Genomic DNA, 24,470 nt, shown 5'->3' with positions numbered 1-24,470 from the left:
GGAGGCGGCATATGACCCGCGAGCTGCGCCGACTGAGCTTCGTGATCCTCGCGATGTTCCTGTCGCTGTTCGTCGCGACCAGCTGGATCCAGGTCGTCGACGCCGACAGCCTCGCACAGAACCCGGCCAACACCCGCACGCGCCTGGACAGCTACCAGATCCAGCGCGGCTCGATCATCGTCGACGGCACCGCCATCGCCACCTCGGTGGCCACGGACGACCGGTACCAGTACCAGCGGGTGTACGCCGATCCGGTGATGTGGGCACCCGTGACCGGCTACTACAATCCCGTTCTCGATTCCCGCACCGGAATCGAGAAGGCTCTCAACTCCGACCTCTCGGGCACCGGAACGAACGCGTTCTTCGGCGAGATCGAGCGCATCCTCTCCGGGCAGCCGCAGCAGGGGCTGAGCGTGGAGCTGACGATGGATGCCGACGTGCAGCGCGCGGCCTACGAGGCTCTGCAGGGGCTGAAGGGCGCCGTGGTGGCGATCGAGCCGGCGACCGGGCGCATCCTCGCCATGGTCTCGACCCCCGGTTACGACACCAACGCCCTGGCGGCGCATGACGCCGAGGCCGTGAACCAGACGTATGACAGCCTCGCCGCCGACCCCGCGAAGCCGCTGTACAACCGGGCGATCGGCGGCAACCTCAACCCGCCGGGTTCGACGTTCAAGGTCGTCGTCGCCGCTGCCGCGCTCGCCTCCGGCGACTGGACCCTGCAGTCGACCCTGCCCAACCCGGCCCGGTACACGCTGCCCGGCACGAAGACGACCGTGTCGAACGCCTGGGGCGGCACCTGCGGCGACGGCGCCACCGCGACGCTCGCCGAGGCGCTCAAGCGCAGCTGCAACATCCCGATGGCAGAGCTCGCCGTCGAACTCGGCGACAAGCGCATCCGCGAGATGGCCGAGAAGTTCGGGTTCAACGCCGACCTCGAGATCCCGCTTGCGGTGACTCCGTCCAGCTATCCGTCGTCATCGCTCAGCGATGACGCGACTGCGCTCACCGGATTCGGCCAGGGCAAGGTCACCGCGACGCCCCTCACGATCGCCATGGTCGCAGCGGGTGTCGCCAACGACGGCACCGTGATGAAGCCGCGCATGGTCGACCGGGTGATCGGCGACGACTTCGCCGTGCACCGCCAGTTCGACGACGAGGTGTTCGACGAGGCGCTCGACCCCGAGGCCGCCGAGGCGCTCACGGCGGTGCTCGTCGAGGGCGTCGATTCCGGGGCGGCGACGGGTGCAAGAATAGACGGCGTCGATGTCGCCGGGAAGACAGGCACCGCAGAGAACGGCGACAAGCCGTACACGCTGTGGTTCACAGGCTTCGCGCCGGCGGAGAATCCGAAGGTTGCGGTGGCGGTCCTCGTCGAAGACGGCGGTGGAAAGGGTCAATCGGGTTCGGGCAATGCCATTGCCGCTCCGATTGCGAAGAAGGTCATAGAGGCGGTGCTGGGCAGATGAGGCCGACGCAGGGTGTGTCGTTCGGAGGACGCTACGAGCTGCTGTCGCGTATCGCGATCGGCGGCATGGGCGAGGTGTGGGAGGCGACGGACCACGTCATCGGGCGCACCGTCGCCATCAAGATCCTCAAAGACGAGTACATGGGCGATCCGGGCTTCCTCGAGCGCTTCCGCGCCGAGGCGCGGCACGCGGCGCTCGTCAACCACGAGGGCATCGCCAGTGTGTTCGATTACGGCGAGGAGAACGGCTCCGCCTTCCTCGTCATGGAGCTCGTGCCCGGCGAGGCGCTGTCGACCATCCTCGAGCGCGATGGCGCCCTGAGTGCCGACAAGACCCTCGACATCGTCGCGCAGACCGCATCCGCCCTGCAGGCCGCCCATGCCGCCGGCCTCGTGCACCGGGACATCAAGCCCGGCAACCTGCTGATCACTCCCGACGGTCGCGTCAAGATCACCGACTTCGGCATCGCCCGCATCGCCGACCAGGTGCCGCTGACGGCGACCGGCCAGGTGATGGGCACCGTGCAGTACCTCTCCCCCGAGCAGGCCTCCGGCCACGCCGCCTCACCGGCCACCGACGTCTACTCGCTCGGCATCGTGGCGTACGAGTGCCTCGCCGGCAAGCGCCCATTCACGGGCGAATCGCAGGTGGCGATCGCCATGGCGCAGATCAACGAGCAGCCGCCGCCGCTGCCGGCCTCCGTGCCGGTGCCCGTGCAGAACCTCGTCATGGCGATGATCGCGAAGAAGCCCGCGGAGCGGCCGTCGTCGGCAGCGACGGTGTCGCGTGCCGCGCAGGCGCTTCGTCGCGGAGATCTGAACTCCGCCGCCATCGCCGTTCCCGCCATCGCGGGCCTGGGCGTCACCGACCCGGACGACGCGACACGCCTGCTGACGGGCGTGGGAGGGGAGGATGCCACCCGCATCCTGCCCACCACTGCACAGCTGCCGGCCGGCGCCGTCGCCGCCGGGGTCGGCGCGGGTGCTGCCGCAGCCGGAGCAGGAGCAGGAGCGGCTGCCGCCACCGATGCGGAGCCGGCGAGCAGGAAGCGCAAGCGCAGCCCGTGGACCTGGCCGCTGATCGCGCTGATCGTGCTGCTGGTGCTCGTGCTCGCCGGCACGCTGTTCGCGGTGCTCGGCAACCCGGATGCCGGTGAGACACCCGCCCCGACGTCGTCGACACCCGCCAAGCCGAAGCCGACCACACCGACTCCGGTGAAGACCGAGCCCGAGCAGGTGCTCGTCAATGTGGGCGAGCTGGGTCTCGTCGACCGGCCGTGCGACGAGGCGAAGCAGATCCTCGAAGGCAAGAAGCTCACGGGCGAATGCGAGACCGGAAGCACCGCGGCGCCCTCGGCCGACCGTGAGGGATGGGTCTACAGCGTCAGCGACACCGGCAACGTCCCCGAGGGCACGACGATCACCCTCACCACGTACAAGGCCGCCGTCAGCATCCCCGAGCCGGCCGCGCCCACCATCAGCGACACGCCGAGGACCGGTGAGCAGGTCACGCTCAACTGGACGAACTTCGAGTGCCCGTCGGGGGTGCCGGCTCTGTCGGCCTACGAGGTGAAGCTGACGAACGCGACGTTCGAGGACGGCAGTCCACAGCAGACGTTCACGCGCGACCGGCTCAGCGCGCCGATCACGGTGGCCGGCGAGCCCGGGTCGACCCTGACGGCGAGCTACGTCGCGTTCTGCGGCAACGACATGGCCTCACCGCGTTCGCCGCAGCTGGAGGAGCAGATCGAGCAGGCGCCCACCGAGACACCCCCCGCTGACGGCGCAGGGGACGGCAACGGCAACGGCAACGGCAACGGAGATGCCGACGCGAACAGCGCCGGCAACGGCAACGGCAAGGGCAACGGCAAGAGCAGCAGCACGGGCACCAGCACGGGCACAGGGAACGGCGCCGGCGGCGAGTAATCTGGACAGGGGTCATCAAGAGCAGCTGAGGGGGGCGTCCGTGTCGCTGGAACCGCGCATCATCGCCGGACGCTATCGGGTCGACGAGGTCATCGGCCACGGCGGAATGGCGAAGGTGCACCGGGGCTACGACCTGACCCTCGGCCGTGAAGTGGCCATCAAGATCCTCGATCCTGAGCTCGCCCGCGACACCGCCTTCCGCACCCGCTTCCGGCTCGAGGCGCAGGCGGCCTCGCGCATGTCGCACCCCTCCATCGTGCGGGTGTACGACGCCGGTTCTGAGAAGGCCGAGCCCTACATCGTCATGGAGCTCGTGCACGGCACGCTGCTCAAGGACATCATCGCGCGCGGCCCCTTGCCGGTGGAGGATGCCGTCCGCTACACCGATGGCATCCTCGAAGCCCTCGAGTACTCGCATCGCGCGGGCGTGGTGCATCGCGACATCAAGCCCGGCAACGTGATGATCACCGAGAAGGGCACCGTGAAGGTGATGGACTTCGGCATCGCGCGCGCGGTGTCGGACTCGTCGTCGACGGTCGCCGAGACGACTCAGATCCTCGGCACCGCCGCCTACTTCTCGCCCGAGCAGGCCAAGGGCGAGGCGATCGACGCGCGCACCGACCTCTATTCCGCCGGAGTGGTGCTCTACGAGATGCTCTCCGGCCGCCAGCCGTTCCGCGGTGACTCCCCCGTCGCCGTCGCGTATCAGCACGTCAGCGAGACGCCCGTGCCGCCCACCGAGGTCAACGAGCAGGTGCCCCGCGCCTTGGACGCGGTCGTGTTGCGCGCCCTCGCCAAGGATCCGTACCAGCGATTCCCTGACGCGGGCTCGTTCCGCACCGCCCTGAAGTCGGCGACCGGCGGCGAACCGCCCAGCCGCAAGGACATCGGCGCGCTGACCAGCGAACTGTACGGCGCCAATCCCCGCCAGGCCCAGGAGACCGCCCGCTCGCTGCGCCAGCTGAGCACCGACACCACGATGACCCGCACTCAGGCGGGACCGCCGGTGGCATGGATCTGGGCCGGGGTGGCGCTGCTGGCGGTGCTGCTGATCTCGGTGCTCTTCTGGGTGGTCACCCTGACCATGCGACCCAACGAGGTGCCGATGACGACCGTCACCGTGCCCAACGTGGTGGATCTGACTTCGGCCGAGGCCGAGGATGTCCTGCAGCAGGCCGGGCTGGTCCCCGACATGCGCAACGAGACGAGCGCGGAGTTCGACGAGGGGCATGTGATCCGCTCGTCTCCGACGCCGGGTGCCAAGCTCAACAAGGGCACCGTGGTGATCGTGTACGTCTCCACGGGCGCCGACACGGTGCCCATGCCCGTCGTGGAGGGCCTGTCGCAGGATGCCGCCAAGCAGGTTCTCGCGGAAGCGAAGCTCGAGCTGGGCACGGTGCGGTCGCAGAACGACAAGGACGCTGCCGCAGGCACGGTGCTCAGCGCGAGCGTGCCCGCCGATTCTCAGGTGCAGCCCGGAACGGTCGTCAATCTGGTCATCGCGAACGGTCGGGTCACGATCGAGGACATGACCGGGTTCTCGATGAACGCCGCGAAGAACCAGCTCGAGAAGCTCGGCCTGGCTGCTGCGCCGGTCGAGCTGGGCACCTGCGCACAAGGGCAGACTCCGAACGTCGTCGTCTCGATGTCGGAGGCACCCGGCGAGGTGGCGATCCACTCCACGATCGAGCTGCGCTACTGCGTGCCGGCCGCCGACTGAGCCACGGGCACTGAGGCGAGCCAGTTCGCCAGCAGGCGCCGACCGTGGTCGGTGAGCACGCTCTCGGGATGGAACTGCACGCCTACGATGGGCAGCGTCCGGTGACGCAGCGCCATGATGGTGCCGTGCTCCGCGCGCGCCGTGACCTCCAGCACCGCCGGCAGCGCCGCCTCCGCCACGGCGAGCGAGTGATAGCGGCCCGCGGCGAACGGCGAGGGGACCGCTTCGAACAGCAGGGAGCCATCGTGCGACACCGCGGACACCATGCCGTGCATGAGCTCGGGCGCGGCGGTCACCGCTCCCCCGTACGCCGCCGCGATGGCCTGGTGCCCGAGACACACGCCGAGCAGCGGCATCCGCCTCTCCGCCGCCAGCCGCACCACCGCGACCGATGCTCCGGCATCCACCGGCGCGCCGGGCCCCGGCGAGATCATCACCGCGTCGAAGTCGTCCAGCACCGTGCGCCACCGGCGCGGATCCACGAACGCATCTGCCTCGATCATGGTGACCTGTGCGCCCAGCTCGCGCAGGTAGCCGATCAGGATATGCACGAAGCTGTCGTGGTTGTCGACGACGAGCACCCGCGCACTCACGACGGTCGCGTCGGCGCTGACGACGTCTGCGAAGGTGGGTCGCCGCGTGGCCTGCGCATGCATGAGGGGAAGTCTATTCGCCCCCGCTAGACTGATGCCCATGGCACGTGACCGCGATCCCGAAGAGCCCGCCGTCGAGCGTCCCGAGGGCGACGCCGCCCCCAACGCCGTCTGGTTCAAGCCCGTCATGGTGGGCTTCATGCTGCTCGGGCTGGCCTGGATCCTGGTGTACTACATCTCCGGTTCCCGCCTGCCGATTCCGGGTCTGGACTCCTGGAACCTCGGCATCGGCCTCGGCATCGCGCTGATCGGCTTCCTGATGACCACGCGCTGGCGCTGACGCGTCAGTCGCACGACCACGCCCTCGCACCCCCGCGGTGCGGGGGCGTCGTGGTTCGAGGAGTTGTCAACAGCCGTTTCCACCTGTGAATAACACCCGTGTAATTCTCCCCAGGTGTGGAGATCCCTGTGGATAACTCTGGGGACATGCTGTGCACATCGCTGTGCATGATGTGCCCGCCCTTGTGGACAGCCTGTGGAGGACGATGGCCGCGGACCGCCGAGAGCGTGCTCAGAGCATCGAGCGGATGACGATCGGCGATACGATCAGCGCCAGGGCGACCAGCACGGCTGCGAGGGCGATCAGCAGGACGATCTGCAGCGTGCGCTGCTGAGGACGACGGGTGCGCGCGAAGATGAATCCGATCAGCGCGCCGACCGCCGCTCCCCCGATGTGCGCCTGCCAGGCGATGTTCAGCGTCTGCACGAAGCCGATGCCGAGGTTGATCGCGAGGATCACGAGGATGCCGCGGATGTTGGCGCCGATGTGGCGTCCGATGACGAGCAGCGCGCCCATCAGGGCGAAGATACCGCCCGATGCGCCGACGGTCGCGGCGCCGGGATCTAGAACGGCCATCGCGACGGATCCGCCCAGGCCGCCGATCAGGTAGAGCACGAGGAAGCGCCACCGGCCCAGCAGCGGCTCGAGACTGCGGCCGATCATCCACAGGGCCAGCATGTTCAGCAGGAAGTGCATGATCCCGCCGTGCACGAGCATGGCCGTGATCAGCCGCCAGGGCTGGAAGGTGAACCCGCCGCCGAACATGTCGGGGAAGAGGTAGGGCGTGGCGAACAGCAGCGTGCGGTCGACGATCGGCCCGAGCAGCAGCTGCAGGACTCCCACGACGGCGGTGACCGCGATGATCCCGAAGGTCACGACCGGGCGCGAGGACGAGGCGGCGCCCATCCCCCAGACGCGGCCGGCCCGACGCTGCGCGGGAGTGCGCGACCGGCGGTCGGCCTTCATGCACTCGGGGCAGATGACGCCGACGGCCGCCTGTGTCTGGCAGTCGGCGCAGACGGTGCGTGTGCAGCGCTGGCAGAGCACGAAGCTCTGCCGATCCGGATGCCGGTAACAGAAGTTCTCGCGGTTGCGCGTGAAATCAGGGGAGGTCATCCGGATCGGCCAGAGCTCTCGTCAGGCTGCGGCGATGTCGACGGAGTGCAGCACGACCGGCTCGACCGGACGGTCCTGGGCTCCGGTGCGCACGGCGGCGATCTCGTCGACGACCGCCTTGGAGGCGTCGTCGGCGACCGCGCCGAAGATGGTGTGCTTGCCCATCAGCCACGGGGTGGGGTCGGTCGTGATGAAGAACTGCGAGCCGTTGGTGCCCTCCGCCTGGCCGGTGATGGCGTTGCGGCGCAGGCCGGCGTTGGCCATCGCGAGGATGTACGGCTCGTTGAAGTTCAGCTCGGGGTGGATCTCGTCGTTGAAGTTGTATCCGGGACCGCCGATGCCCTGACCGAGCGGGTCGCCGCCCTGGATCATGAAGTTCGGGATGATGCGGTGGAAGATGACGTCCTTGTACAGCGGGCCCTCACCGGGCTTGCCGGTGGCCGGGTCGGTCCACTCCTTCGAGCCGTCGGAGAGCCCGACGAAGTTGGCCACGGTGTTCGGGGCGTGGTCGCCGAACAGGTTGATGACGATGTCACCGTGGTTGGTGTGCAGAGTTGCGACATGAGATGCGTGAGGCATGCGTTCATTCTCGCAGAGCGCTGCTGTGCGGGCGCGGCGTATTGTCTCGTGTCCATGCCCACAGCGCCAGACTCTGCTCCTATTCAGTGTGTTGTGGTTGGATGAATGCGGAACGGACAGGACCGACGGGAGAGCAACGTGAATCTCAGCCGCAAGCGCAAGAAGGAACTGCGTCACCTTCAGCAGGACGCCGGACGACTGTGGGAGTCGCAGCAGGTGCTCGTCGGCCACGCCGCGGACATCGCCCGGGAGGCCGGCCGCCAGCTGGGCAACTTCAACCGCGAGCAGGTCGTCCCCGCCGTGCAGGAGTCGTACGACCGCCACCTCGCTCCTACCGTCGACCGCGGAGTGAAGATCGGCAAGCACGTCGTCGATCAGCGCGTCGTGCCGGTCGTCGGCGGAGTCGTCGGCACCGCGATGTCGGCCTGGGATGTCGCCAACAAGAAGCGGTACGAGCTGGGCATCGGTCCCCGTCACGTCGCGCCGAAGAAGAAGAGCCCGGGACTGGGCTCGATCGTGGCGATCGTGCTCGGCGTCGCCGCCGCGGTCGGCGTGGTCGTCGCAGCCTGGCAGACGCTGCGAGCGGACGATGAGCTCTGGGTGGCTGACGACCCGCTCTCCCCGCCCAACGCATGACCTCTCACGCGCGCGTCCGCCAGGCGGCCGCAGCGCGTGGCCTCGAGATCGAGATCCGCCAGCGGCCTCCGGCAGCCAGTCTGCCCGAGGCCGCTGCGCTTCTCGGGCTTCAGCCCCATGACATCGTCAAGACGCTGGTCGTGAAGCGTCCGACGCCCCGGCCGGTCACCGGTGCGCCAGGCGGTGCGAGCGGTGCGGCGCCGGAGTACCTCTTCGCGTTGGTGCCCGGCGGGCGCTCGATCTCGTGGCCGAAGCTGCGCGCCCTCGTGGGCGTCAATCGGCTGCGCCTGCCCGAACCCGAACTGGCCTTCGCCGCCACCGGCTACGAACGCGGCACGATCGTGCCGATCGGCAGCACGCACGACTGGCCGGTCTACGCCGACGAATCCATCCTCGGTCGGCGCATCGCGATGGGTGCCGGCACGCACGGATTCAGCCTGTTCGTGGATGCCGACGCGCTGGTGCGCGCTTACCACGCCGTCGTCGCCGACATCAGCATCCCGGAGCCCTCTGGCGCCGACGCCCGATCCTGACGACGACTCGTTCACGGACCGTCCGACGCCGCATGCCGACGCCGCCATCGCCCTCAGCGCACCGCGTCGATCACCCCCGCCGCAGTGACGGCGGTGTCGTGCCACGTCGGCAGTCGCGCACCCGCGCGCGCGGCGGCCGCCGCGAGGCGTCCGCGCAGCTCCCGGTCCACGAGCAGCGGCCGCAGCGCGGCGGCGAAGGCCGCAGGGTCGTCCGGCGGCGCCAGAACTCCGGCATCCCTCGGCACGGTGTCGGGCACCGCGCCGGTGCAGCACGAGACGATGGGCAGGCCGTGCGCGAGCGCCTCGTCGAACACCAGCCCGTATCCCTCGTAGCGAGTGGCGAGCGCGAACACGTCCGCCCGCTGGTAGAGCTCGTCGCGCTCCGCGCTGCTCACCGCGCCCGCCAGGCGCACCCGCGGAGTCAGGCCCAGTTCCGCTCTCAGCGTGTGCAGCGCGGCGACGTGGTCGCGGTCGTGCGGGGTGCCGACGATCACGGCCCGCCACGGCAGGTCGATCAGGCACGCCAGCGCGCGCAGCAGCACGTCGTGTCCCTTGCGCGGATGCTGGATCCCGACGGCCAGCACGAGGGGAGGCTCCGACGGAGTGCCTTCCTCCGCCGCGGCGACCGGCGCTCCGGCCGCGGGACGCTGCGTGCCGGGCCGGGCGACGGTGATCCGCTCGGCGGGAACGTCGTACTCGGCGACGAGGATGCGCGCCGTGTGGGCACTGGGTACGAGCACGGCACGCAGCAGTCGCAGGTTGTCGCGCTCGGTGCGGAACAGGTGCGCCCGTCGATCGGCGTCGAGCCCCTCCTCGTGCGCGAGCGGGTGATGCACGATGCCGATCATCGGTGCGGACACCTGCGCGAGCGCGTGGGTGGGCATCGCGCCGACCAGGAAGCCGTCGAGGATGAGCGGGACGCGCTCGCCCACGGCGGCGAGCGCCGCCGTCGCCTCCGCCAGATGCGGGGCCGTCGGGTCGGGGAACGAGTCGCCGAGCCCGAGGTGCGCGACATCGATGCCTACCGCCCGCAGACCCTCCAGCAGACGACGCTCGTACACGTACCCGCCGGTGACGGTGTGCAGGTCGCCGGGGACGGCGAACACGGCCCGGGTCACCACTGCTGCTCCGGGGCGTAGCGGCGCAGCACGCGCGACTCAACGGCGCCGACCAGGGCGTACCCCAGCGCCGACACGGCCGTGACCAGGACGGTCGCCCCGGCGAGCAGATCGTACCCCGACCTCGAGGCGGCGAGCGCCATCGCATTGCCGATCCCCGTGCCGGTGGCCAGCCACTCCACGACGGTCACCGCGAGCACGGCCGCCGGCACGCTCATGCGGGCAGCGGCGAAGAAGCCGGGCAGCATGGCGGGAATGCGCACGCGCACGAGCGCTGTGCGTTCGGATGCCGCGTAGCTGCGCAGCACGTCGAGGGCCTGACCTGGCGCCTGGCGCAGACCCTGCAGGCAGGCGATGAGCGTGGGGAAGAAGACCATGATCGCCACGAGCACGATGCCGCCCACGGCCCCGCGGCCGAGCAGCAGCACGACCAGCGGGGCTGTGGTGACGATGGGCACGGCGCGCAGCGCGATCGCGATCGGCATGCTGAGGGCGGCGATCGGCGGGGTGAGCACGAGCAGCATCGCCAGGCCCGCTCCGACGGCGAGTCCGGCCAGATAGCCGGGCACCGCGAGTGCCGCCGTCTGTCCGAGGGCGGTGAGGAGACTGTCGCGCACTGCGCCGTCGTCGTCGATCCCGAGCAGCACGCGCGCGACGTCGATCGGGGTGCGGGCGAAGAACGGGTTCAGCCCGGTGACGATGATCCCGCCCCACCACAGCACGAGCATCACGACGACGAAGCCGAGGGCGGATGCCACCGCGCCGCGCACCCGGTGCGCGGCGGAGGCGGGCGGTCGCGGCGGAGCGAGGATGAGCGGCGGCGGGCCGGCGTGCAGCCGGCGACCGACGACGCCGACGAGGGCGTAGGCGAGCACCGAGACGACGGTGGCCACGGTGGCGATCGTCCACGTCAGCTGCACGTCGAGGTCCCGTGCGGCGCGCACGGTCAGCACGCCGAGGCCGCTCTCGGCACCGGTGAACTCTCCCACCATCGCGCCGAGGAATGCGGCCGGCGCTGCGATCTGCAGTCCCGCGACGAGGTACGGCAGACTCGCGCGTGCCCGCACGAATCGCAGCGCAGCGGCACGCCCGCGTCCGTAGCTGCGGACGAGATCGAACCAGCCGGCCGGGGCGGCGCGCAGTCCGACCAGCACCGGGATCATCGTCGTGTAGTAGACGGCGAGCGCCGCCAGGGCGATCTGCGGCCCGTCGCCGGGTCCGAGCAGCACGCGCAGCACCGGTCCGGTCGCGACCAGGGGCAGGCAGAAGACGACGAGTGCGACCGTCGTGACCACCGCCTGGGTGCGTGGCAGCAGCACCGCGAGCGCCGCGAGAGCGACCGCGGCGAGGTTGCCCAGCGCGAAGCCGGCGAGGGCCGCCGCGCCGGTGACTCCGAGGGCGCGCAGCAGCAGCCCCGCGTGGTCTTTCAGGGTCAGCGCGATCTCGCTCGGCGCCGCCAGCACGTAGGCGCCGGCGAGCAGCCGGGCCGTCGCCTCCCAGAGCGCCAGCAGCGCGAGCACCATGAGAAGGGTGCCCAGTCCGCGTCGCCTCCGGGTGGCATCCGTGGTCATGCCGCCGCCTCCGCGCGCGAGCGGGCGAGGGCGAGGGTCACCTCATCCACGAGCTTCTCGAACGCGGGGGTGCGCGCGCTGCCGGCGGTGCGGGGATGGCCCAGGTCCACCGAGACGTCGGCGACGACGCGCGCCGGACGCGGGCTGAGCACCACGATGCGGTCTGCGAGCCGCACGGCCTCCACGATCGAGTGGGTGACGAGCACCGTCGTCGCGCCGCCTTCGCGCCACAGCGGCGGGAGATCGGTGAGCAGATCCTGCCGGGTCAACTCGTCGACAGCGCCGAAGGGCTCATCCAGCAGCAGCAGGCGAGGGCGCGTCGCCAGGGCGCGGGCGATCGCCGCGCGCTGGCGCATGCCCCCGGACAGCTCGGCCGGGCGCGCGTCACCGAAGCCCTGCAGGCCCACGAGAGCGATCAGCCGGTCGACGGCATCCGGATCGGCGGGGCGGCGCGCGAGGCGCCGCGCGAGCGCGATGTTGCCGCGCACTGTGCGCCAGGGCAGCAGCGAGGGATCCTGGAACGCGATGGCGAGTTCGCCGCGCCGGGCGACCGTGTGCGGTTCGGCATCGTCGATCACCACCTGACCGGCACTGGGCTGCTCGAGGCCCGCGATGAGGCGCAGCAGCGTGGACTTGCCGCATCCGGAGGGGCCGACCAGAGCCGTGGTCTGTCCGGCGGCGAGGGTGAGATCAGTGGCGGCGACCGCCTCCAGGGCGCCGAAGCCCTTGCGCACTCCGGTCAGGCGCACGACAGGCGGTTCATCCGCCATGGATCTGCTCCAGGATGGATCGATCCCACAGATCCGCATCGACATCCCGGCCGAGCAGCCCGAGGGTCTTGCGGTTCGCGGCGACGGTCTCGTCGGTCCACCAGCCGAAGCCGTGCTCGTCGGTGAGATCCGAGAACATCAGTGGCACCTGTCGCTCGGCCTGCAGCTTCTGCACGTCGGGGTCCAGCCCGGCATCCGGGAACATCTTCAGCGTCAGCTGCGTGGCGGCATCCGTGTCCTTCCGATACGCCTCCCAGCCGCGGACCTCGCCCGTCATCAGCGCGACGAGCTCGTCGCGCCGCTCGGCGAGACTCTGCTCGGTCGCGATGTAGGTCTGCGAGTGCACGGCGTAGCCGTGGTCGGCCATCAGCATGGTGACCGCGTCGACTCCCTGCACGGCCATCGCCACCGGCAGATCGGTCTCCCAGCACAGCAGGCAGTCCACCTCACCGGCCAGCAGCGGCTGCGCGGAGTATTGGGTCGGGACGACCTCGATGCGGTCGATGTCGACGTCGTTCAGGGTGCACAGCGTCTCGAGCACCGGCGTGTTGGCGGTGGCCATCCCGATGCGCAGGCCCTCGAGGTCCTTCGGCTCGTTCACCGGACGAGCCGGCAGGGATGCGATGACGAAGGGATTCTTCTGCATGGCGACGCCGATGATCTTGAACGGCGCCCCCTCGGCGACGGCAGCAGCGGTGTAGTCGGCGGCGGAGATGCCCACCAGAGCCGCCCCGGAGACCACGGGCGGTTCGACGGGCGCGTTCGGGCCGCCCTGCAGCAGGCTCACCTTCAGGTCCTGGTCCCGCCACCAGCCCCGGTCCAGCGCGATGTAGCTGCCGGCGAACTGCACCGAGTGCAGCCACGACAGCTGCAGCGACACGTCGCTCAGCTTGCCGGAGCTCGGCTCGCCGCCACCGGGAGCGCTGCACGCGACCGCGCCGAGACCGAGGGCGCCGAGCATGCCGGCCCCGAGCAGGGCGCGGCGCGAGAGCAGCAGGGTGCGGTGGGAATCATCCATGACGTCTCCTGGGGGTGGGGGAAAGGGAGGCTTGTTCTGGTGAGGAGATGGGGTGCGAGCGCATGATGCGGCGGCGTGCCCAGACCGTGGCGACGCCGGGAAGGGCGGCGATCAGCGCCATCAGGCCGAAGGACACGCTGATTGCGAGGGACTGCGCGGCGCCGATGCCCGCGATGGGCAGCAGGGCGACCGCGGTGCCTTCGCGCACGCCCCAGCCGGCGACGGACACCGGGATGAGCATGGCCAGCAGCACCAGGGGCACGACGGCCACGACCGCGGCGAAGCTCAGCGGTGCCCCCACGGCGAACGCGCAGCAGGCGAACGCGCCCAATACGCAGGCTGCGGTCGCCATGGCGAGCCCCACCTGCTGCCAGGGGGCGCTGCGCAGGCTGCGGCGCAGCGCCCGTGCGGTGCGGCCGAGGCGCCCTGCCGCGCCGGGGTGAACACGCAGGCCGATCAGCACGGCGAGCACCGCGGCCCACGCTGCGGGCAGCAGCACGGCCAGCGCCGCGAGCACCGGCGGTGGCCAGTCGATCGAGGTGGCCAGTGTGAGCGTGCCCACGAATCCTGCGCTCAGGACGACGAGCATGGCGAGCTGTCCGATCGCGCGCTCCACGATCACCGATCCCGCCGCGGCCGCCACGCCGGCCCCGTGACGTGCACGCGCGGCACGCCCGACGTCGCCCAGTACGCCGCCCGGGAGTGTGGTGTTCACCAGCTGCGCCAGGAAGTACTCCGCGATGGCCGTCCGCGCGCTGAGCCGGATGCCCAGCGGCGCCGCCGCGAGGCGCCAGCGCAGTGCGCTCAGCACGGTCAGCGCCATGAGCAGCCCGGCCGCTGTGGCCAGCCAGACCGGGTGCGCCCCGCGCAGCAGCGTCAGCGCATCGGCGCCACCGGCGATGCGCCAGATCAGCACCAGCAGGGCGAGGGTGGCGGTGATCTGCAGCGCCCGCCCCAGCCACGCGGGCACACGCAGGCGCGACGTCAGGGTGCCGCGCCTCTTCATGACGACACCCGCCGTCGCCAGAGCACCCGCACGTCGACGCCGAACGACCAGGCGAGGGCGAGAGCCGTGGCGGCGACCAGCGCCAGCGCTGCGGTCGTGGGCAGGAAGGGCAGCTGGAGTGCGAGCAGGGCGATCAGCTGCACCACGCACACCACCTTGCGGCTGTAGCGCTCCGGCAGCGGGCCATGCAGCCAAGGCAGGAGAACGGCCGCGATCGCGAAGAGGTACCGCGGCAGGCCCAGCAGCAGGGCGACCGCGCCGGCCGGCCCGTGCATCGCGAGCAGCGCGAGAACCAGACCGAAGGCCGCATCCACCTCCATGTCGAAGGAGGCGCCGAAGGACGACGCCGTCCCCTGTCTGCGGGCGAGGAACCCGTCGACGCCGTCGAGCGCCAGTGCGAGCGTGCCCGCGACGATCACCACCGCGGTGGCATCCGCGCGCACGCCACCGGCGAGCAGCAGGCCGAGCAGCAGCGCGACGATCGCCATCCGCACGAGCGTGACGACGTTCGCCGTCCCGAGCCGATGGTGCGGGTGGCGGCGGTGCAGAGGCACCGCGAATGCTCCGACGCCGGCGGCGAAGGTCGCACCGGCGACCGCGACTGAGAGCGCCGGCATGGCCAGTGCGAGGGCGACGGCCAGCAGGCCGAGCAGGATGACCGCGGCCACGGCGAGGAAGCGCCGCACCGGGCCACGCCCGGCGGTGAGCCCGCCGCCAGTCCCGCGATCACGGTCGCGATCGCGACCGAGGGTTCCAGCGGGTGCGGCAGCCATGTCCGCACGATATCAGCGCTGCATGCGAGGCCCGCCGGTCTCGGTGCGCGCGCTCAGGAACCAGCCGACGTGGGCAGCAGCTCGGCCATGCGCAGACCGATGTCGACGAGCCTGACGCGCTGCAGCGCAGCGACCTCGTCGAGCGTGAACCAGCCGGCCATGTCGGTCGATCCGTTCTTCTCGAATCGCAGCGCTCCGCCGGTGATCCTCGCGCGGTAGACGATCCGAAGGGTGTGCAGCGGCACGTCGCTCTCATCACGACGCACCCGCTGCGAAGCCGGGATGACGCGCGAGTGGATGCCGAGCAGCTCCGTCGTCTCGATCTCGAACCCGGTCTCCTCGCGCAGCTCGCGGCGCACCGCGCGCTCGGGATCCTCACCGGCCTCGAGTCCACCGCCGGGCAGTGTCCAGGCGACCCGCCGACCCTCGACCCAGCGCGCGAGCAGCACGTTCCCCTCGTCATCGGTGATGATCCCGTAGGCGGCGACGCGCAGCTGCATGCCCTCACAGTAGTGCCACCGCGACGAGCGGCGGACGACTTCGTCGCCGATCCAGCACAGGGCGCGATGCGTCGAGTCAGGCGGATTCGACGGGCTCGATGTGCTCCTCGGTGAGCAGGATGCCGCCACTGGTGTTGGCTGAGTTCGACAGCTCGTTGAGCCATTGCTGGCTCAGCTGCGGGGCGACCGGCTCGTCGAAGCTGAATCGCAGCGGAATCGAGGGGTGCAGCCACAACGTGGAACGACCCGAGGCGTCGGGGTGCCGCCACGACAGGGTGAAGCTCTCGTTGCGGCGCAGCTTCAGGGCGATCACGACCTTGAGGTGCGCGAGCGTGCGATCGTCGATCTCGATCGCGTCGGCGGAGTTGCCGTAGTAGATGTATCCCATTTGCGTTCACCGTACGACCGAATGCGCACGTGCGTGCCGCGGCGCGACGCAGAGGGACGCATGGCGAACAGGGCGTTCGCTCTGTGCATGACCTCGGCCGGTCGCCGATGCTGCTGCCGGCTCACGCGCCCTCGAGCGTCTCCTTCGCGGTGCGACCGTAGGTCTGGCGGTACAGCTGATTGAACCGCGACGTGTTGCCGAACCCCCAGCGCCGGGCGATGTGGGTGACGGTCTCGTCGCCGGAGCCGTTGCGCAGATCGCGATGAGCGCCATCGAGGCGCACCCGGCGCAGGAAGTCCGTCGGCGTGGTATCCAGGCTGCGCCGGAACGCGTACTGCAGTCCGCGTGTGGAGATGTGCACGGCGGCGGCGACGTCGTCGACGGTGATGGGCAGATGCGCATGCTCGTCGATGTAGGTCAGGGCGCGCCGCACCGTCGCCGCACCGTCACCGCCGCCGTCGCGTGCGATGGCATCGGAGAACGTGGAAGGGAAGCAGCTCAGCACCGTCGTCAGAGCGTGCCGGGCGAGACCGGCTTCGATCAGCTCATCCCCCTCGGCGGCCACCGCCGCGCTCATGAGGTAGTCGAAGGCTCGCGCCCACTGGCGTGCGGCGGCCCCGTTGCGCGGATGCAATGAGGTGAGCCGCAGCGAGAGCAGCTCGTCTCCGGTGATGCGCCGTGCCAGCTCCTGCGCGTGCATCCGGTCGAAGATCAGCGCGGACACGTCCGCGGTGCCCTTCCAGCGCGCCTCCACCTGCGCGCTGTCGGTCGCCCACGGCGCGCCCGGCTCGATGAGCGCGCGACGGCTGCGGACCCAGCCGTCCGCCGTCACCAACCGGCAGGCGAAGAGCTGATCCTCGGGCTGCACACGCGAATGCACCTCCGCGGCGAGCGAGTACCGCACGATCGACGTCTCGCTGAAGGTCGCCGACCGCCACCGGAACGCGAACTCGGCGGGGTCGATGTCCACCAGCGTCGCTGACGGCACGAACCTCGTCCAGATCTCCTCGACGTCGTCGACGTCGTCGGACTCCATGTGCACGATCTCCGCCACGTCACCTCCTGCGCACGGCGCCTGGTCTGCGCACTCAGCGTAAAGAATATGCGAGTTCCGGCATCTTCATAATGCGGGGCGCATTCGCGCGTTCGGGATCAGCTGCCGGCGAGCAGTTCAGGGGTGGGCTGGGAGTGATGGGGGGTGTCGAGCAGTTCGGCCTGCAGCTGCCACAGCCGCGCTTTGAGCTGTTCCCGCAGCGGACGCTGCGCGGGGTCGTGGTAGATGTTGTGCAGTTCTTCGGGGTCCGCTTCCAGGTCGTACATCTCCCACTCGGGTGGGTAGGTGTGCGGTGAGGAGCCGGGCAGTCCCATCCCGTCGTTGTAGAAGTAGATGAGCTTGTGGCGTTCGGTGCGGATGCCGTAATGCGCGAACGCATGATGGTTGATGTCGTCGTTCTCGAAGTAGCGGTAGTACATCGCCTCCCGCGTCGGCTGAAGCGGGTGCTCGGTCAGCTGCGGCCAGATGCTCACCCCCTGCATCCGCTCGTGCGCGGCCACACCGGCCGCGTCGAGGATCGTCTGCGCGAAATCGACGTTGGTCACGATCTGCGTCAACGGCTCGTCCCGCGCCGGGATGCGGGAGGGGCAGGAGAGCACCAGCGGCATCCGCAGCGACTCGTCGTACATGAACCGCTTGTCGAACCAGCCGTGATCGCCCAGGAAGAAGCCCTGATCCGACGTGTACATCATCAGGGTGTCGTCGAACACATCCCGCTCGCGCAGCCAGTCGATGACGCGGCCCACATTGTCGTCGACGGATGCCACACACGCCAGATAGTCCTCCATGTACCGCTGGTACTTCCATACGGCCGCCTGCTCGTAGGTGAGATCCTCCGGCGGCGCGACCTTCAGATCCGTCAGCGTGAGATGGTCCGCCACCCGCATCGCCGCGCGGTGCGCCGCCGAGGAACGCGTCGCGTAATCGTCATCGAACGTCGCCGGCACCGGGATCGGGTCCGAGTACATCCCCTTGTGCTTCTCGTCCGGCTCCCACGGACGGTGCGGGGCCTTGTGATGGATCAGCAGGCACCACGGCTCTTCCCCCGACAGTGACTCCAGCCAGCCCAGCGACAGATCCGTGATGACATCCGTCGCGTACCCCGGCTCGATCCGCACGCCGTCCGCCGTCAGGATCTGCGGATCGAAGTACTCCCCCTGATCACGCAGCACGGCCCAGTAGTCGAAGCCCTCCGGGTCATGGCCGGGCCCCTCCCCCATGTGCCATTTGCCGACGATCGCGGTACGGTATCCCGCCTCGCGCAGCGCCGACACGAACGTCGGCTGCGACGCATCGATCGGCGTCTCCAACGTCGTCACCCCGTTCACATGGCTGTAGGTCCCGGTCAGGATCGACGCGCGCGACGGCGTGCACAGCGCGTTCGTGCAGAAGCAGTTCTCCAACCGCACCCCCGCCCCCGCGATCTCGTCGATCCGCGGCGTGGTGTTCACCACCGATCCGTACGCGCCGATCGCATGCGACGCATGGTCGTCGGTGAGGATCAGGACGATGTTCGGACGCTTCTGCGGGGCGCTCATGCTGCTTCCTCTGTCTGCTGTGCGGTCAGCGCGGTGGATCACCGCTGCTGAGGAGCGAGAACGTCCAGGGCTCCCGCAGATCGGAGCGCAGCGTACTCCTGCGCGATGCGGACCGCGGCGTCCGCCGGGTCGAGGTCGGGGTTCCACAGCCGCTCGGCGACCGCCAGCAGCCGGGGGAAGAGCATCGACATCAGGTCATCGCCGTCGAGCACGAACTCCGACCACACCGCCGCCTGCACGCCGACGCAGCGCGGGTGCTGCGCCTCGTGCCAGGGTGCGGTGAGGATGTCGGTGATCGAGATGCCGGGCACCATGCCCTTCTGCGGCACTTCGGCGTCGGGGTCGATGCGGTTGAGGTAGAGCGTGCGCGCATCGGCGAACACGAAGCGCTGTCCGGCCGCGGAGATGCGCTGCATGCCGCGGGACTCGTCCCACGCCACGACGAGCGCCTCCTGGTCATCCCAGATCTCGCACGCCTCATCCCACACGGCCACGCGCTTGCCGTTCTCGCGCAGCACAGCGGCGGCGATGTCCATGAACCAGTTCTGCAGCCGCTCCACGCGCGGGACGCCGCGCAGTCGCATCCACTCCCCGATCCGCGGGTCCGACGCCCACTGCTGGAAGGCGCACTCGTCTCCCCCGATGTGCACGTACTGTCCGGGGAAGAGCTGCGCGATGCGGCGCATGACCGCCGAGATGAAGTCGCGTGCCTCGTCGGTCGGCCAGAGCAGGTCGTTGCGCGCGGGCCACCACATGTGCTCGCGCATCGAGCCCTCGGGCAGCGGCAGCTCTGCCGGGCGGCCCAGGTGCGGGTACACGCCGATGGCGGCCATCATGTGCCCCGGAACGTCGACCTCCGGCACGATCACGATGCCATGCGCCTCCGCGTGCGCGACGACCTCCGCGATCTCGGCGTCGGAGTAGAAGCCGTTGGTCCACTTCTCGTCCTGCTCCGTCACCGCACGCTCGCGGGTGTCGCCGAGCAGCGAGTCGTAGTCGTCGAAGCGGCCGCGGGGCAGGAAGGCCGCATCGGTGGTGAGCAGCGGGTACTCGGGCACCTCGAAGCGCCAGCCCTGGTCGTCGGTGAGGTGCCAGTGCAGCCGGTTGAAGCCGTACCGCGCGGCCAGTCCGATCACGCGCTTGATGACCGCCACCGGGTAGCAGGTGCGCGCGGAGTCGATCAGCAGTCCGCGCCATTCGGCGCGAGCGGTGCGTCCGCGAACGGGACCGACGGCCGCCTCGGGCAGATTCTGCACGCTCATCCCTTGACCGCCCCCGCAACCATTCCCTTGGAGATCTTGTTCTGCACGAGGACGAAGATGATGATCACCGGGATCGCGATCAGTGTCGCACCGGCCATCACCCCACCCCAGTCGGTGGCCTTCAGACCCTGCTGGAAGGACTGCAGCCAGATCGGGAGCGTGACCGAGGAGTCCTTCGAGAGCACGATCAGCGCGAGGGTGTACTCGTTCCACGCGAACAGGAAGCCGAACACGGAGGTCGAGATGATGCCCGGCAGCAGCAGCGGCAGCGTCACCCGGCGGAAGGCGCCGAAGCGCGAGCATCCGTCGACCATCGCCGCCTCCTCGAGCTCGATCGGGATGCCGTCGACGAATCCGCGCATCATCCAGGCGATGAAGGGCACGATCGTGCCGATGTAGAGGATCGACAGGCCGATGACGGAGTTCAGCAGTCCCCAGCCGTCCAGCATCCGGTACTGCGAGATGAACAGCGCCTCGGCGGGGATCATCTGCACGACGAGGATCGCGATGATCATCATCGTGCGGCCGCGGAAGCGGAAGCGCGACAGGGCGAAGGATGCCAGCAGCGCCGCGCTCGACGCGAACACCACCGTCAACGCGCCCGCGGTGAGCGAGGCACCCAGCGCCGGGAAGAAGTTGCGGTTCGTGAAGGCGGTGAAGAAGTTGTCCCAGGTGAACTGCTGCGGCAGCAGGTGCGGCGGCCAGGCCAGCAGCTCGGACTCGGACTGGAAGGCGGAGTTGACCATCCAGTACACGGGGATGAGCCAGAGCACGGCGAGCAGCACGCCGGCGAGGTTGGCGACGGGATGTGCGAAGAACTCTCTGCGCTTGGCAGCACGGTGCGCGCGCTTCGCCGCTGCCTCGGCAGTGACGGCGAGGTCCTGCGTGGTGAGGAGCTGCTGCGTGGTCATCAGTTCATCCCTCCCTGGCGGTACAGCATCTTCAGGTAGCGGGCGGTGAGCAGCAGGGTGAGCAGCAGGATGATCATGGCGAGGGCGGATGCCATGCCGTAGTCGCCCTTGGCGATGCCGGTCTCGTACACGTAGGTGCCGAGCAGGTTCGTCTCGCTGGCGATGCCGCCGGCCTGCTGCAGCACGTAGATCTGCGTGAAGACCCGCAGGTCCCAGATGACCTGCAGCACCCCGATGAGGGAGATGACCGACCCGATCATCGGCAGCATGATCCGCCGGATCTGCTGGAAGTTCGACGCGCCGTCGATCTGCGCGGCCTCGAGCACCTCACCGGGAACCTGCGAGAGGGCGGCGTAGATGGTGATCGCGACCAGCGGCAGCGACGACCAGATGATGACGGCCGAGGCGATGAGGTAGAACGTCCAGTAGTTCTCCCCCAGCCAGTGGAAGTTCTTGAAGTCCTGCAGCCCGATCGAGGTGAGGAAGTAGTTCAGCAGGCCCGAGCGCGGATCGACGAGCCACTGCCATACGGTCAGCGACGCCAGCGCGGGCATCGCCCACACCACGATGAGCGTGGTGTTGAACACCGCGCGGACCAGGGTGTTCAGGCGCAGCATCAGCACGGCGAAGCCGATGCCGAGCACCATCGTCATCCCCGCCGTCCACGCGCAGAACAGCAGGGACTTCAGGAAGACGCTCCAGAAGTAGGGGTCGCTGACGATGGCGGCGTAGTTGGACAGTCCGGCCCACTCCGCGGGCTTGCCGAACTGCTGTTCGAGCCCGAAGTGCTGGAACGACATGATCGTCTGCCGGACGAGGGGGTATCCGAGAGCGATCAGCACCATGATGCTCGCGGGGGCGAGCAGCATCCACGGTGCGAGCCGGCGGCCGCCGTTGCGCACCGCTCGGCTCATCGGGGGGCTCAGCTCCGCGCGGCGTCGTGCCGCGCGGGTGGGCCGGACTGTCAGCTGTGTCATCGTAGTGCGAGGCCTTGCGTCACTTGTTGAGAGCCGCGTCGAGCTGCTCATCGAACGCCTTGGCGGTGGCCTTGACGTCCTCGCCCTTGGCGATGCGGGTGAAGAACTCGCTCAGCTGCGCACCGCCGAAGGTGACGCCCCACTCGGGGCTGTTCGGGGTCAGCTTGGAGTTGGTGATGATCTCGCCGGCGATCTCGCCGAACGGCCCGGCCACGCTGTCGGCGTAGCCGGTGTTGCCGGGCACCCAGCCCTCTTCGGCGAGGCGGGTCTGGAAGCCCTCGGCGAAGATGGTCTCGAGCGCCTTCTTCGCCAGTGCCGGGTTCTGCGAGTTGGTCGCGAGACCGATGTTCGAGCCACCCGCGAAGGTGGCACCGGCGACGCCGGGCTCGTCGGACGGGATGGCGATCACGCCGACCTTCTTGTCGTCCCACAGGGCCTGGTCGATCTTGGTGCCGATGTTGCCGGTGCCGATCAGCACGCCCGTGGTGCCCTCGTTGAAGTAGCGCTCGAACGACTTCTGCCCCGCCTGCGAGTCCAGCGCGTACGTCGTGCCGTTCTCGAACGTCGACTGCAGGGATTCGAGAGCGGCGAGGGATGCCGGCGACGAGGCCTGACCGACCCACTTGTCGCCGTCCTTCTCGGCGTACTCGAAACCGTGCGAGAACAGGTACGAGCCGACACCGTGCACGTCGACGGCGGCGAGGTACATCCCCGAGAAATCGGCGACACCTTCCGGGTTGGCCTGCTGCAGCGCAGCGACAGCCTCGTCGAACTCGCCGATCGTCTGCGGCACGGCGATGCCGGCCTGCTCGAACAGGTCGGTGCGGTAGTACACACCCCGCGCGCCCGCGTAGAAGGGGTACGCGTAGATCTTGCCGTCGACCGTGGAGGCGTCGACGAACGACGGGATGAGGTCGTCACCGCCGAGCGCGTCCTTCAGGTCGGTGACGTCGGCGAATGCGCCGACGGTGGTGAAGGTCGTGGTCTGCGTGTTGCCGATCTCGACGAGGTCGGGGCTCTCGTTCTTCGAGGCGAGTGCGGTCTGCAGCTTGGATACGATGCCGTCCCACTGCTGCACCTCGATCTTCAGCTCGCTGCCCGGGTTCTCTTTGGCGAACTCGTCGGCGAGGTACTGCTGCGACTCTTCGGAGAGCGAACCCTCCATGACCCACATGCGGACCGTGCCGGCCTCGGCCTCGTCGCCCGCGCCCCCGGCGCCGGTGCCGGTGCTGCATGCCGCAAGCGCGAGGACAGCGGATGCCGCCGTGGCGCCCGCCAGGATTCTGCGAAACTTCATGATCCCTCCGATGGAATCGTGCTCCCTGCTCACTGCCGGGCGGAGCGATGGGTATGGTCTCGGCGTCGAGTACGTGTGAGCTGTCCTACAGAATGCACGGTCAAACGAAAAGTGTCAAGATAATTAACAGATTGATCACGCTTGCATCCGACGGGATCACCGACGACCGGTCGGCGATACGCTCGGATCTACCCCGAAGGAGGACGCCGCGTGACAACGCTCACCCCCAACGCGCAGCGGTTGCTCCGCACTCTCATCGCGGAAGGCCCCGCTTACCGGGCCGATCTCGCCCGGGCGCTCGAGGTCTCCCGCGCCACCATCACGAACCTCGCCAACCGGCTGAGCGCGGACGGCTGGGTGGAGGAGACAGACCCCGAGCCCGGGTCGCTGAAGAACCTGATCGGCACGACGCCCCGGCTGGGGGTGCTCGCCTCGGTGATGTTCCTCGTCGATGTATGCACGGTGGCGGTGGCCACCATGGACGGCAGAGTGTTGAAGGAATTGACACTCAGAACGAGCGCGGGGTCGACCGCTGAACAGCGCGTGACGGCCGGCGCGGATCTTCTCGATCGCCTTCTCGACGAGCTCGAGCTCGAGTACGGACAGCTGCGCGCGCTGCACCTGGCGGTCGACACGCAGATGGATGCGCGCTCCGGCGACGTGTATGCGCAGCGCGCCTCGAGCCGGTGGTACGGCGTGAACCCGAAGCAGTTCTTCGCGCAGCGCTTCGGCGTGCCCGTGCACACCCAGAACACCGCTCGCCTGGAGGGCCTCGCCGAGTACCTGTGGGGCAGCGGACGCGGTCACGCCGACATGCTGTACGTCGAGGTGAGCTACGGCATCACCTCGGGCCACATCGTCGACGGCATCATCCGCTCGGGCTTCCGGGGCGGCTCAGGCGAGCTCGGCCACACCGTCTACGACTGGGACGGACCGCTGTGCTCGTGCGGCAATCCGGGCTGTCTCATGCAGTACGCCTCGATCCCGGCCATGCTGCGCGACTACAGCACCGGATGCGGGCGCACGATCGACTGGACACGCTTCGCGAAGCTCGTCCGCGACGGCGACGCCGCCGCGACCGCCATCGCGCGGCGTGCCGCAGAGGTGCTGGGGCGCATGCTCATGAACACCTGTCACATCGTCGACCCGGCGGTGCTCGTGCTCAGCGGCGAAGTGGTGCGCGCACTCCCCTCGTTCGCCGACGACGTCTCCGCCATCCTGTGCCAGCGCGCGCTGCCGCTGGTCAGCCGCAACCTGCAGGTGGTCGCCGCCGAGCTCGACGACACGCACCTCGCCACCGCACGTGCGGGCATCGAGTCGCTGAGGGCGATCGAGCACGTGGTGGCGGCGGCCACCGCCTTCTGATCCTCCCGAGC

General features: G+C 69.5%; 24 protein-coding genes. 7 read left to right on the top strand and 17 right to left on the bottom strand.

Features of this window, described 5'->3' with window-relative positions; genetic code table 11:
* The first annotated feature begins 11 nt into the window (after positions 1-11).
* Genes WFG93_RS02560 through pknB form a run of 3 tightly spaced genes read left to right on the top strand, consistent with a single transcriptional unit; the run spans position 12 to position 5,114 of the window.
* The gene (locus tag WFG93_RS02560; protein WP_336644744.1) at positions 12-1,469 is read left to right on the top strand and encodes a peptidoglycan D,D-transpeptidase FtsI family protein; all 1,458 of its coding nucleotides are present in this window, start codon (positions 12-14) and stop codon (positions 1,467-1,469) included.
* A complete protein-coding gene (locus WFG93_RS02555) occupies positions 1,466-3,394 on the top strand; it encodes a serine/threonine-protein kinase (RefSeq protein WP_336644743.1) in 1,929 nt (642 codons plus the stop codon). Before WFG93_RS02560 ends, WFG93_RS02555 begins: the two co-directional genes overlap by 4 nt.
* A 40-nt stretch (positions 3,395-3,434) precedes the next feature.
* Positions 3,435-5,114 (top strand): Stk1 family PASTA domain-containing Ser/Thr kinase, encoded by a 1,680-nt coding sequence (gene pknB / locus WFG93_RS02550; protein WP_336644742.1) that lies wholly within the window; start codon positions 3,435-3,437, stop codon positions 5,112-5,114.
* Here the strand turns inward: pknB and WFG93_RS02545 are convergent.
* A complete protein-coding gene (locus tag WFG93_RS02545; RefSeq protein WP_336644741.1) occupies positions 5,090-5,770 on the bottom strand; it encodes an anthranilate synthase component II in 681 nt (226 codons plus the stop codon). The two genes, pknB and WFG93_RS02545, sit on opposite strands and share 25 nt — an antisense overlap.
* Positions 5,771-5,807: 37 nt before the next feature.
* Between WFG93_RS02545 and WFG93_RS02540 the strand changes: the two genes are divergently transcribed.
* Entirely contained in the window at positions 5,808-6,047 is a 240-nt protein-coding gene (locus WFG93_RS02540; RefSeq protein WP_336644740.1) for a cell division protein CrgA, read from the top strand.
* A 231-nt stretch (positions 6,048-6,278) separates the two neighbouring features.
* On the opposite strand, the gene WFG93_RS02535 is transcribed toward WFG93_RS02540, so the two are convergent.
* Both WFG93_RS02535 and WFG93_RS02530 read right to left on the bottom strand, forming a co-directional pair.
* A complete protein-coding gene (locus WFG93_RS02535; protein ID WP_336644739.1) occupies positions 6,279-7,163 on the bottom strand; it encodes a rhomboid family intramembrane serine protease in 885 nt (294 codons plus the stop codon).
* 21 nt (positions 7,164-7,184) lie between these two features.
* Complete coding sequence (locus tag WFG93_RS02530) at positions 7,185-7,742, bottom strand: peptidylprolyl isomerase (RefSeq protein ID WP_336644738.1); 558 nt, start codon at positions 7,740-7,742, stop codon at positions 7,185-7,187.
* A 138-nt stretch (positions 7,743-7,880) separates the two neighbouring features.
* Between WFG93_RS02530 and WFG93_RS02525 the strand changes: the two genes are divergently transcribed.
* Both WFG93_RS02525 and WFG93_RS02520 read left to right on the top strand, forming a co-directional pair.
* Positions 7,881-8,378 carry a DNA helicase gene (locus tag WFG93_RS02525; protein WP_336644737.1) on the top strand — a complete coding sequence of 166 codons (498 nt, stop codon included), beginning with the start codon at positions 7,881-7,883 and terminating at the stop codon, positions 8,376-8,378.
* Positions 8,375-8,911 (top strand): aminoacyl-tRNA deacylase, encoded by a 537-nt coding sequence (locus WFG93_RS02520; RefSeq protein WP_336644736.1) that lies wholly within the window; start codon positions 8,375-8,377, stop codon positions 8,909-8,911. The genes WFG93_RS02525 and WFG93_RS02520 overlap by 4 nt, the downstream gene beginning before the upstream one ends.
* 53 nt (positions 8,912-8,964) lie before the next feature.
* Here WFG93_RS02520 and WFG93_RS02515 read toward each other — a convergent pair whose 3' ends face one another.
* The 14 genes from WFG93_RS02515 to WFG93_RS02450 all read right to left on the bottom strand — a co-directional run bounded on the left by WFG93_RS02515 (position 8,965) and on the right by WFG93_RS02450 (position 23,094).
* On the bottom strand, positions 8,965-10,029 hold the full coding sequence (locus tag WFG93_RS02515; RefSeq protein ID WP_336644735.1) for a glycosyltransferase family 4 protein: 1,065 nt from the start codon (positions 10,027-10,029) through the stop codon (positions 8,965-8,967).
* Complete coding sequence (locus tag WFG93_RS02510; protein WP_336644734.1) at positions 10,026-11,600, bottom strand: ABC transporter permease; 1,575 nt, start codon at positions 11,598-11,600, stop codon at positions 10,026-10,028. The genes WFG93_RS02515 and WFG93_RS02510 overlap by 4 nt, the downstream gene beginning before the upstream one ends.
* Positions 11,597-12,370 carry an ABC transporter ATP-binding protein gene (locus tag WFG93_RS02505; protein WP_336644733.1) on the bottom strand — a complete coding sequence of 258 codons (774 nt, stop codon included), beginning with the start codon at positions 12,368-12,370 and terminating at the stop codon, positions 11,597-11,599. Before WFG93_RS02505 ends, WFG93_RS02510 begins: the two co-directional genes overlap by 4 nt.
* Positions 12,360-13,388: an ABC transporter substrate-binding protein gene (locus tag WFG93_RS02500; RefSeq protein WP_336644732.1), complete on the bottom strand. Its 1,029-nt coding sequence runs from the start codon at positions 13,386-13,388 to the stop codon at positions 12,360-12,362. Before WFG93_RS02500 ends, WFG93_RS02505 begins: the two co-directional genes overlap by 11 nt.
* Positions 13,381-14,394, bottom strand: coding sequence for a lysylphosphatidylglycerol synthase transmembrane domain-containing protein (locus tag WFG93_RS02495; RefSeq protein WP_336644731.1), 1,014 nt, complete (start codon positions 14,392-14,394; stop codon positions 13,381-13,383). Before WFG93_RS02495 ends, WFG93_RS02500 begins: the two co-directional genes overlap by 8 nt.
* Positions 14,391-15,167, bottom strand: a complete 777-nt coding sequence (locus WFG93_RS02490) for a CDP-alcohol phosphatidyltransferase family protein (protein WP_336644730.1) — start codon at positions 15,165-15,167, stop codon at positions 14,391-14,393. Before WFG93_RS02490 ends, WFG93_RS02495 begins: the two co-directional genes overlap by 4 nt.
* A gap of 53 nt (positions 15,168-15,220) precedes the next feature.
* The gene (locus WFG93_RS02485) at positions 15,221-15,667 is read right to left on the bottom strand and encodes an NUDIX hydrolase (protein ID WP_336644729.1); all 447 of its coding nucleotides are present in this window, start codon (positions 15,665-15,667) and stop codon (positions 15,221-15,223) included.
* Positions 15,668-15,743: 76 nt separating this feature from the next.
* Positions 15,744-16,055: a DUF7882 family protein gene (locus WFG93_RS02480; protein WP_336644728.1), complete on the bottom strand. Its 312-nt coding sequence runs from the start codon at positions 16,053-16,055 to the stop codon at positions 15,744-15,746.
* Positions 16,056-16,176: 121 nt separating this feature from the next.
* On the bottom strand, positions 16,177-17,109 hold the full coding sequence (locus WFG93_RS02475; protein ID WP_336644727.1) for an AraC family transcriptional regulator: 933 nt from the start codon (positions 17,107-17,109) through the stop codon (positions 16,177-16,179).
* A 98-nt stretch (positions 17,110-17,207) separates the two neighbouring features.
* Positions 17,208-18,647 (bottom strand): sulfatase family protein, encoded by a 1,440-nt coding sequence (locus WFG93_RS02470; RefSeq protein WP_336644726.1) that lies wholly within the window; start codon positions 18,645-18,647, stop codon positions 17,208-17,210.
* Between the two features lie 38 nt (positions 18,648-18,685).
* The gene (locus WFG93_RS02465; RefSeq protein ID WP_336644725.1) at positions 18,686-19,909 is read right to left on the bottom strand and encodes a family 20 glycosylhydrolase; all 1,224 of its coding nucleotides are present in this window, start codon (positions 19,907-19,909) and stop codon (positions 18,686-18,688) included.
* A complete protein-coding gene (locus tag WFG93_RS02460) occupies positions 19,906-20,820 on the bottom strand; it encodes a carbohydrate ABC transporter permease (RefSeq protein ID WP_336644724.1) in 915 nt (304 codons plus the stop codon). Before WFG93_RS02460 ends, WFG93_RS02465 begins: the two co-directional genes overlap by 4 nt.
* Complete coding sequence (locus WFG93_RS02455) at positions 20,820-21,734, bottom strand: carbohydrate ABC transporter permease (protein WP_336644723.1); 915 nt, start codon at positions 21,732-21,734, stop codon at positions 20,820-20,822. The genes WFG93_RS02460 and WFG93_RS02455 overlap by 1 nt, the downstream gene beginning before the upstream one ends.
* 82 nt (positions 21,735-21,816) lie before the next feature.
* A complete protein-coding gene (locus WFG93_RS02450; RefSeq protein ID WP_336644722.1) occupies positions 21,817-23,094 on the bottom strand; it encodes an extracellular solute-binding protein in 1,278 nt (425 codons plus the stop codon).
* Between the two features lie 210 nt (positions 23,095-23,304).
* On the opposite strand from WFG93_RS02450, the gene WFG93_RS02445 reads away from it, so the two are divergent.
* On the top strand, positions 23,305-24,459 hold the full coding sequence (locus WFG93_RS02445) for an ROK family transcriptional regulator (RefSeq protein ID WP_336644721.1): 1,155 nt from the start codon (positions 23,305-23,307) through the stop codon (positions 24,457-24,459).
* Positions 24,460-24,470 lie beyond the last annotated feature (11 nt).

Source organism: Microbacterium sp. USHLN186, from assembly GCF_037145155.1.
Taxonomy (GTDB): Bacteria; Actinomycetota; Actinomycetes; order Actinomycetales; family Microbacteriaceae; genus Microbacterium.
The sequence above is the reverse complement of the archived record's forward strand: the minus strand, read 5'-3'. Positions and strand labels throughout refer to the sequence as shown.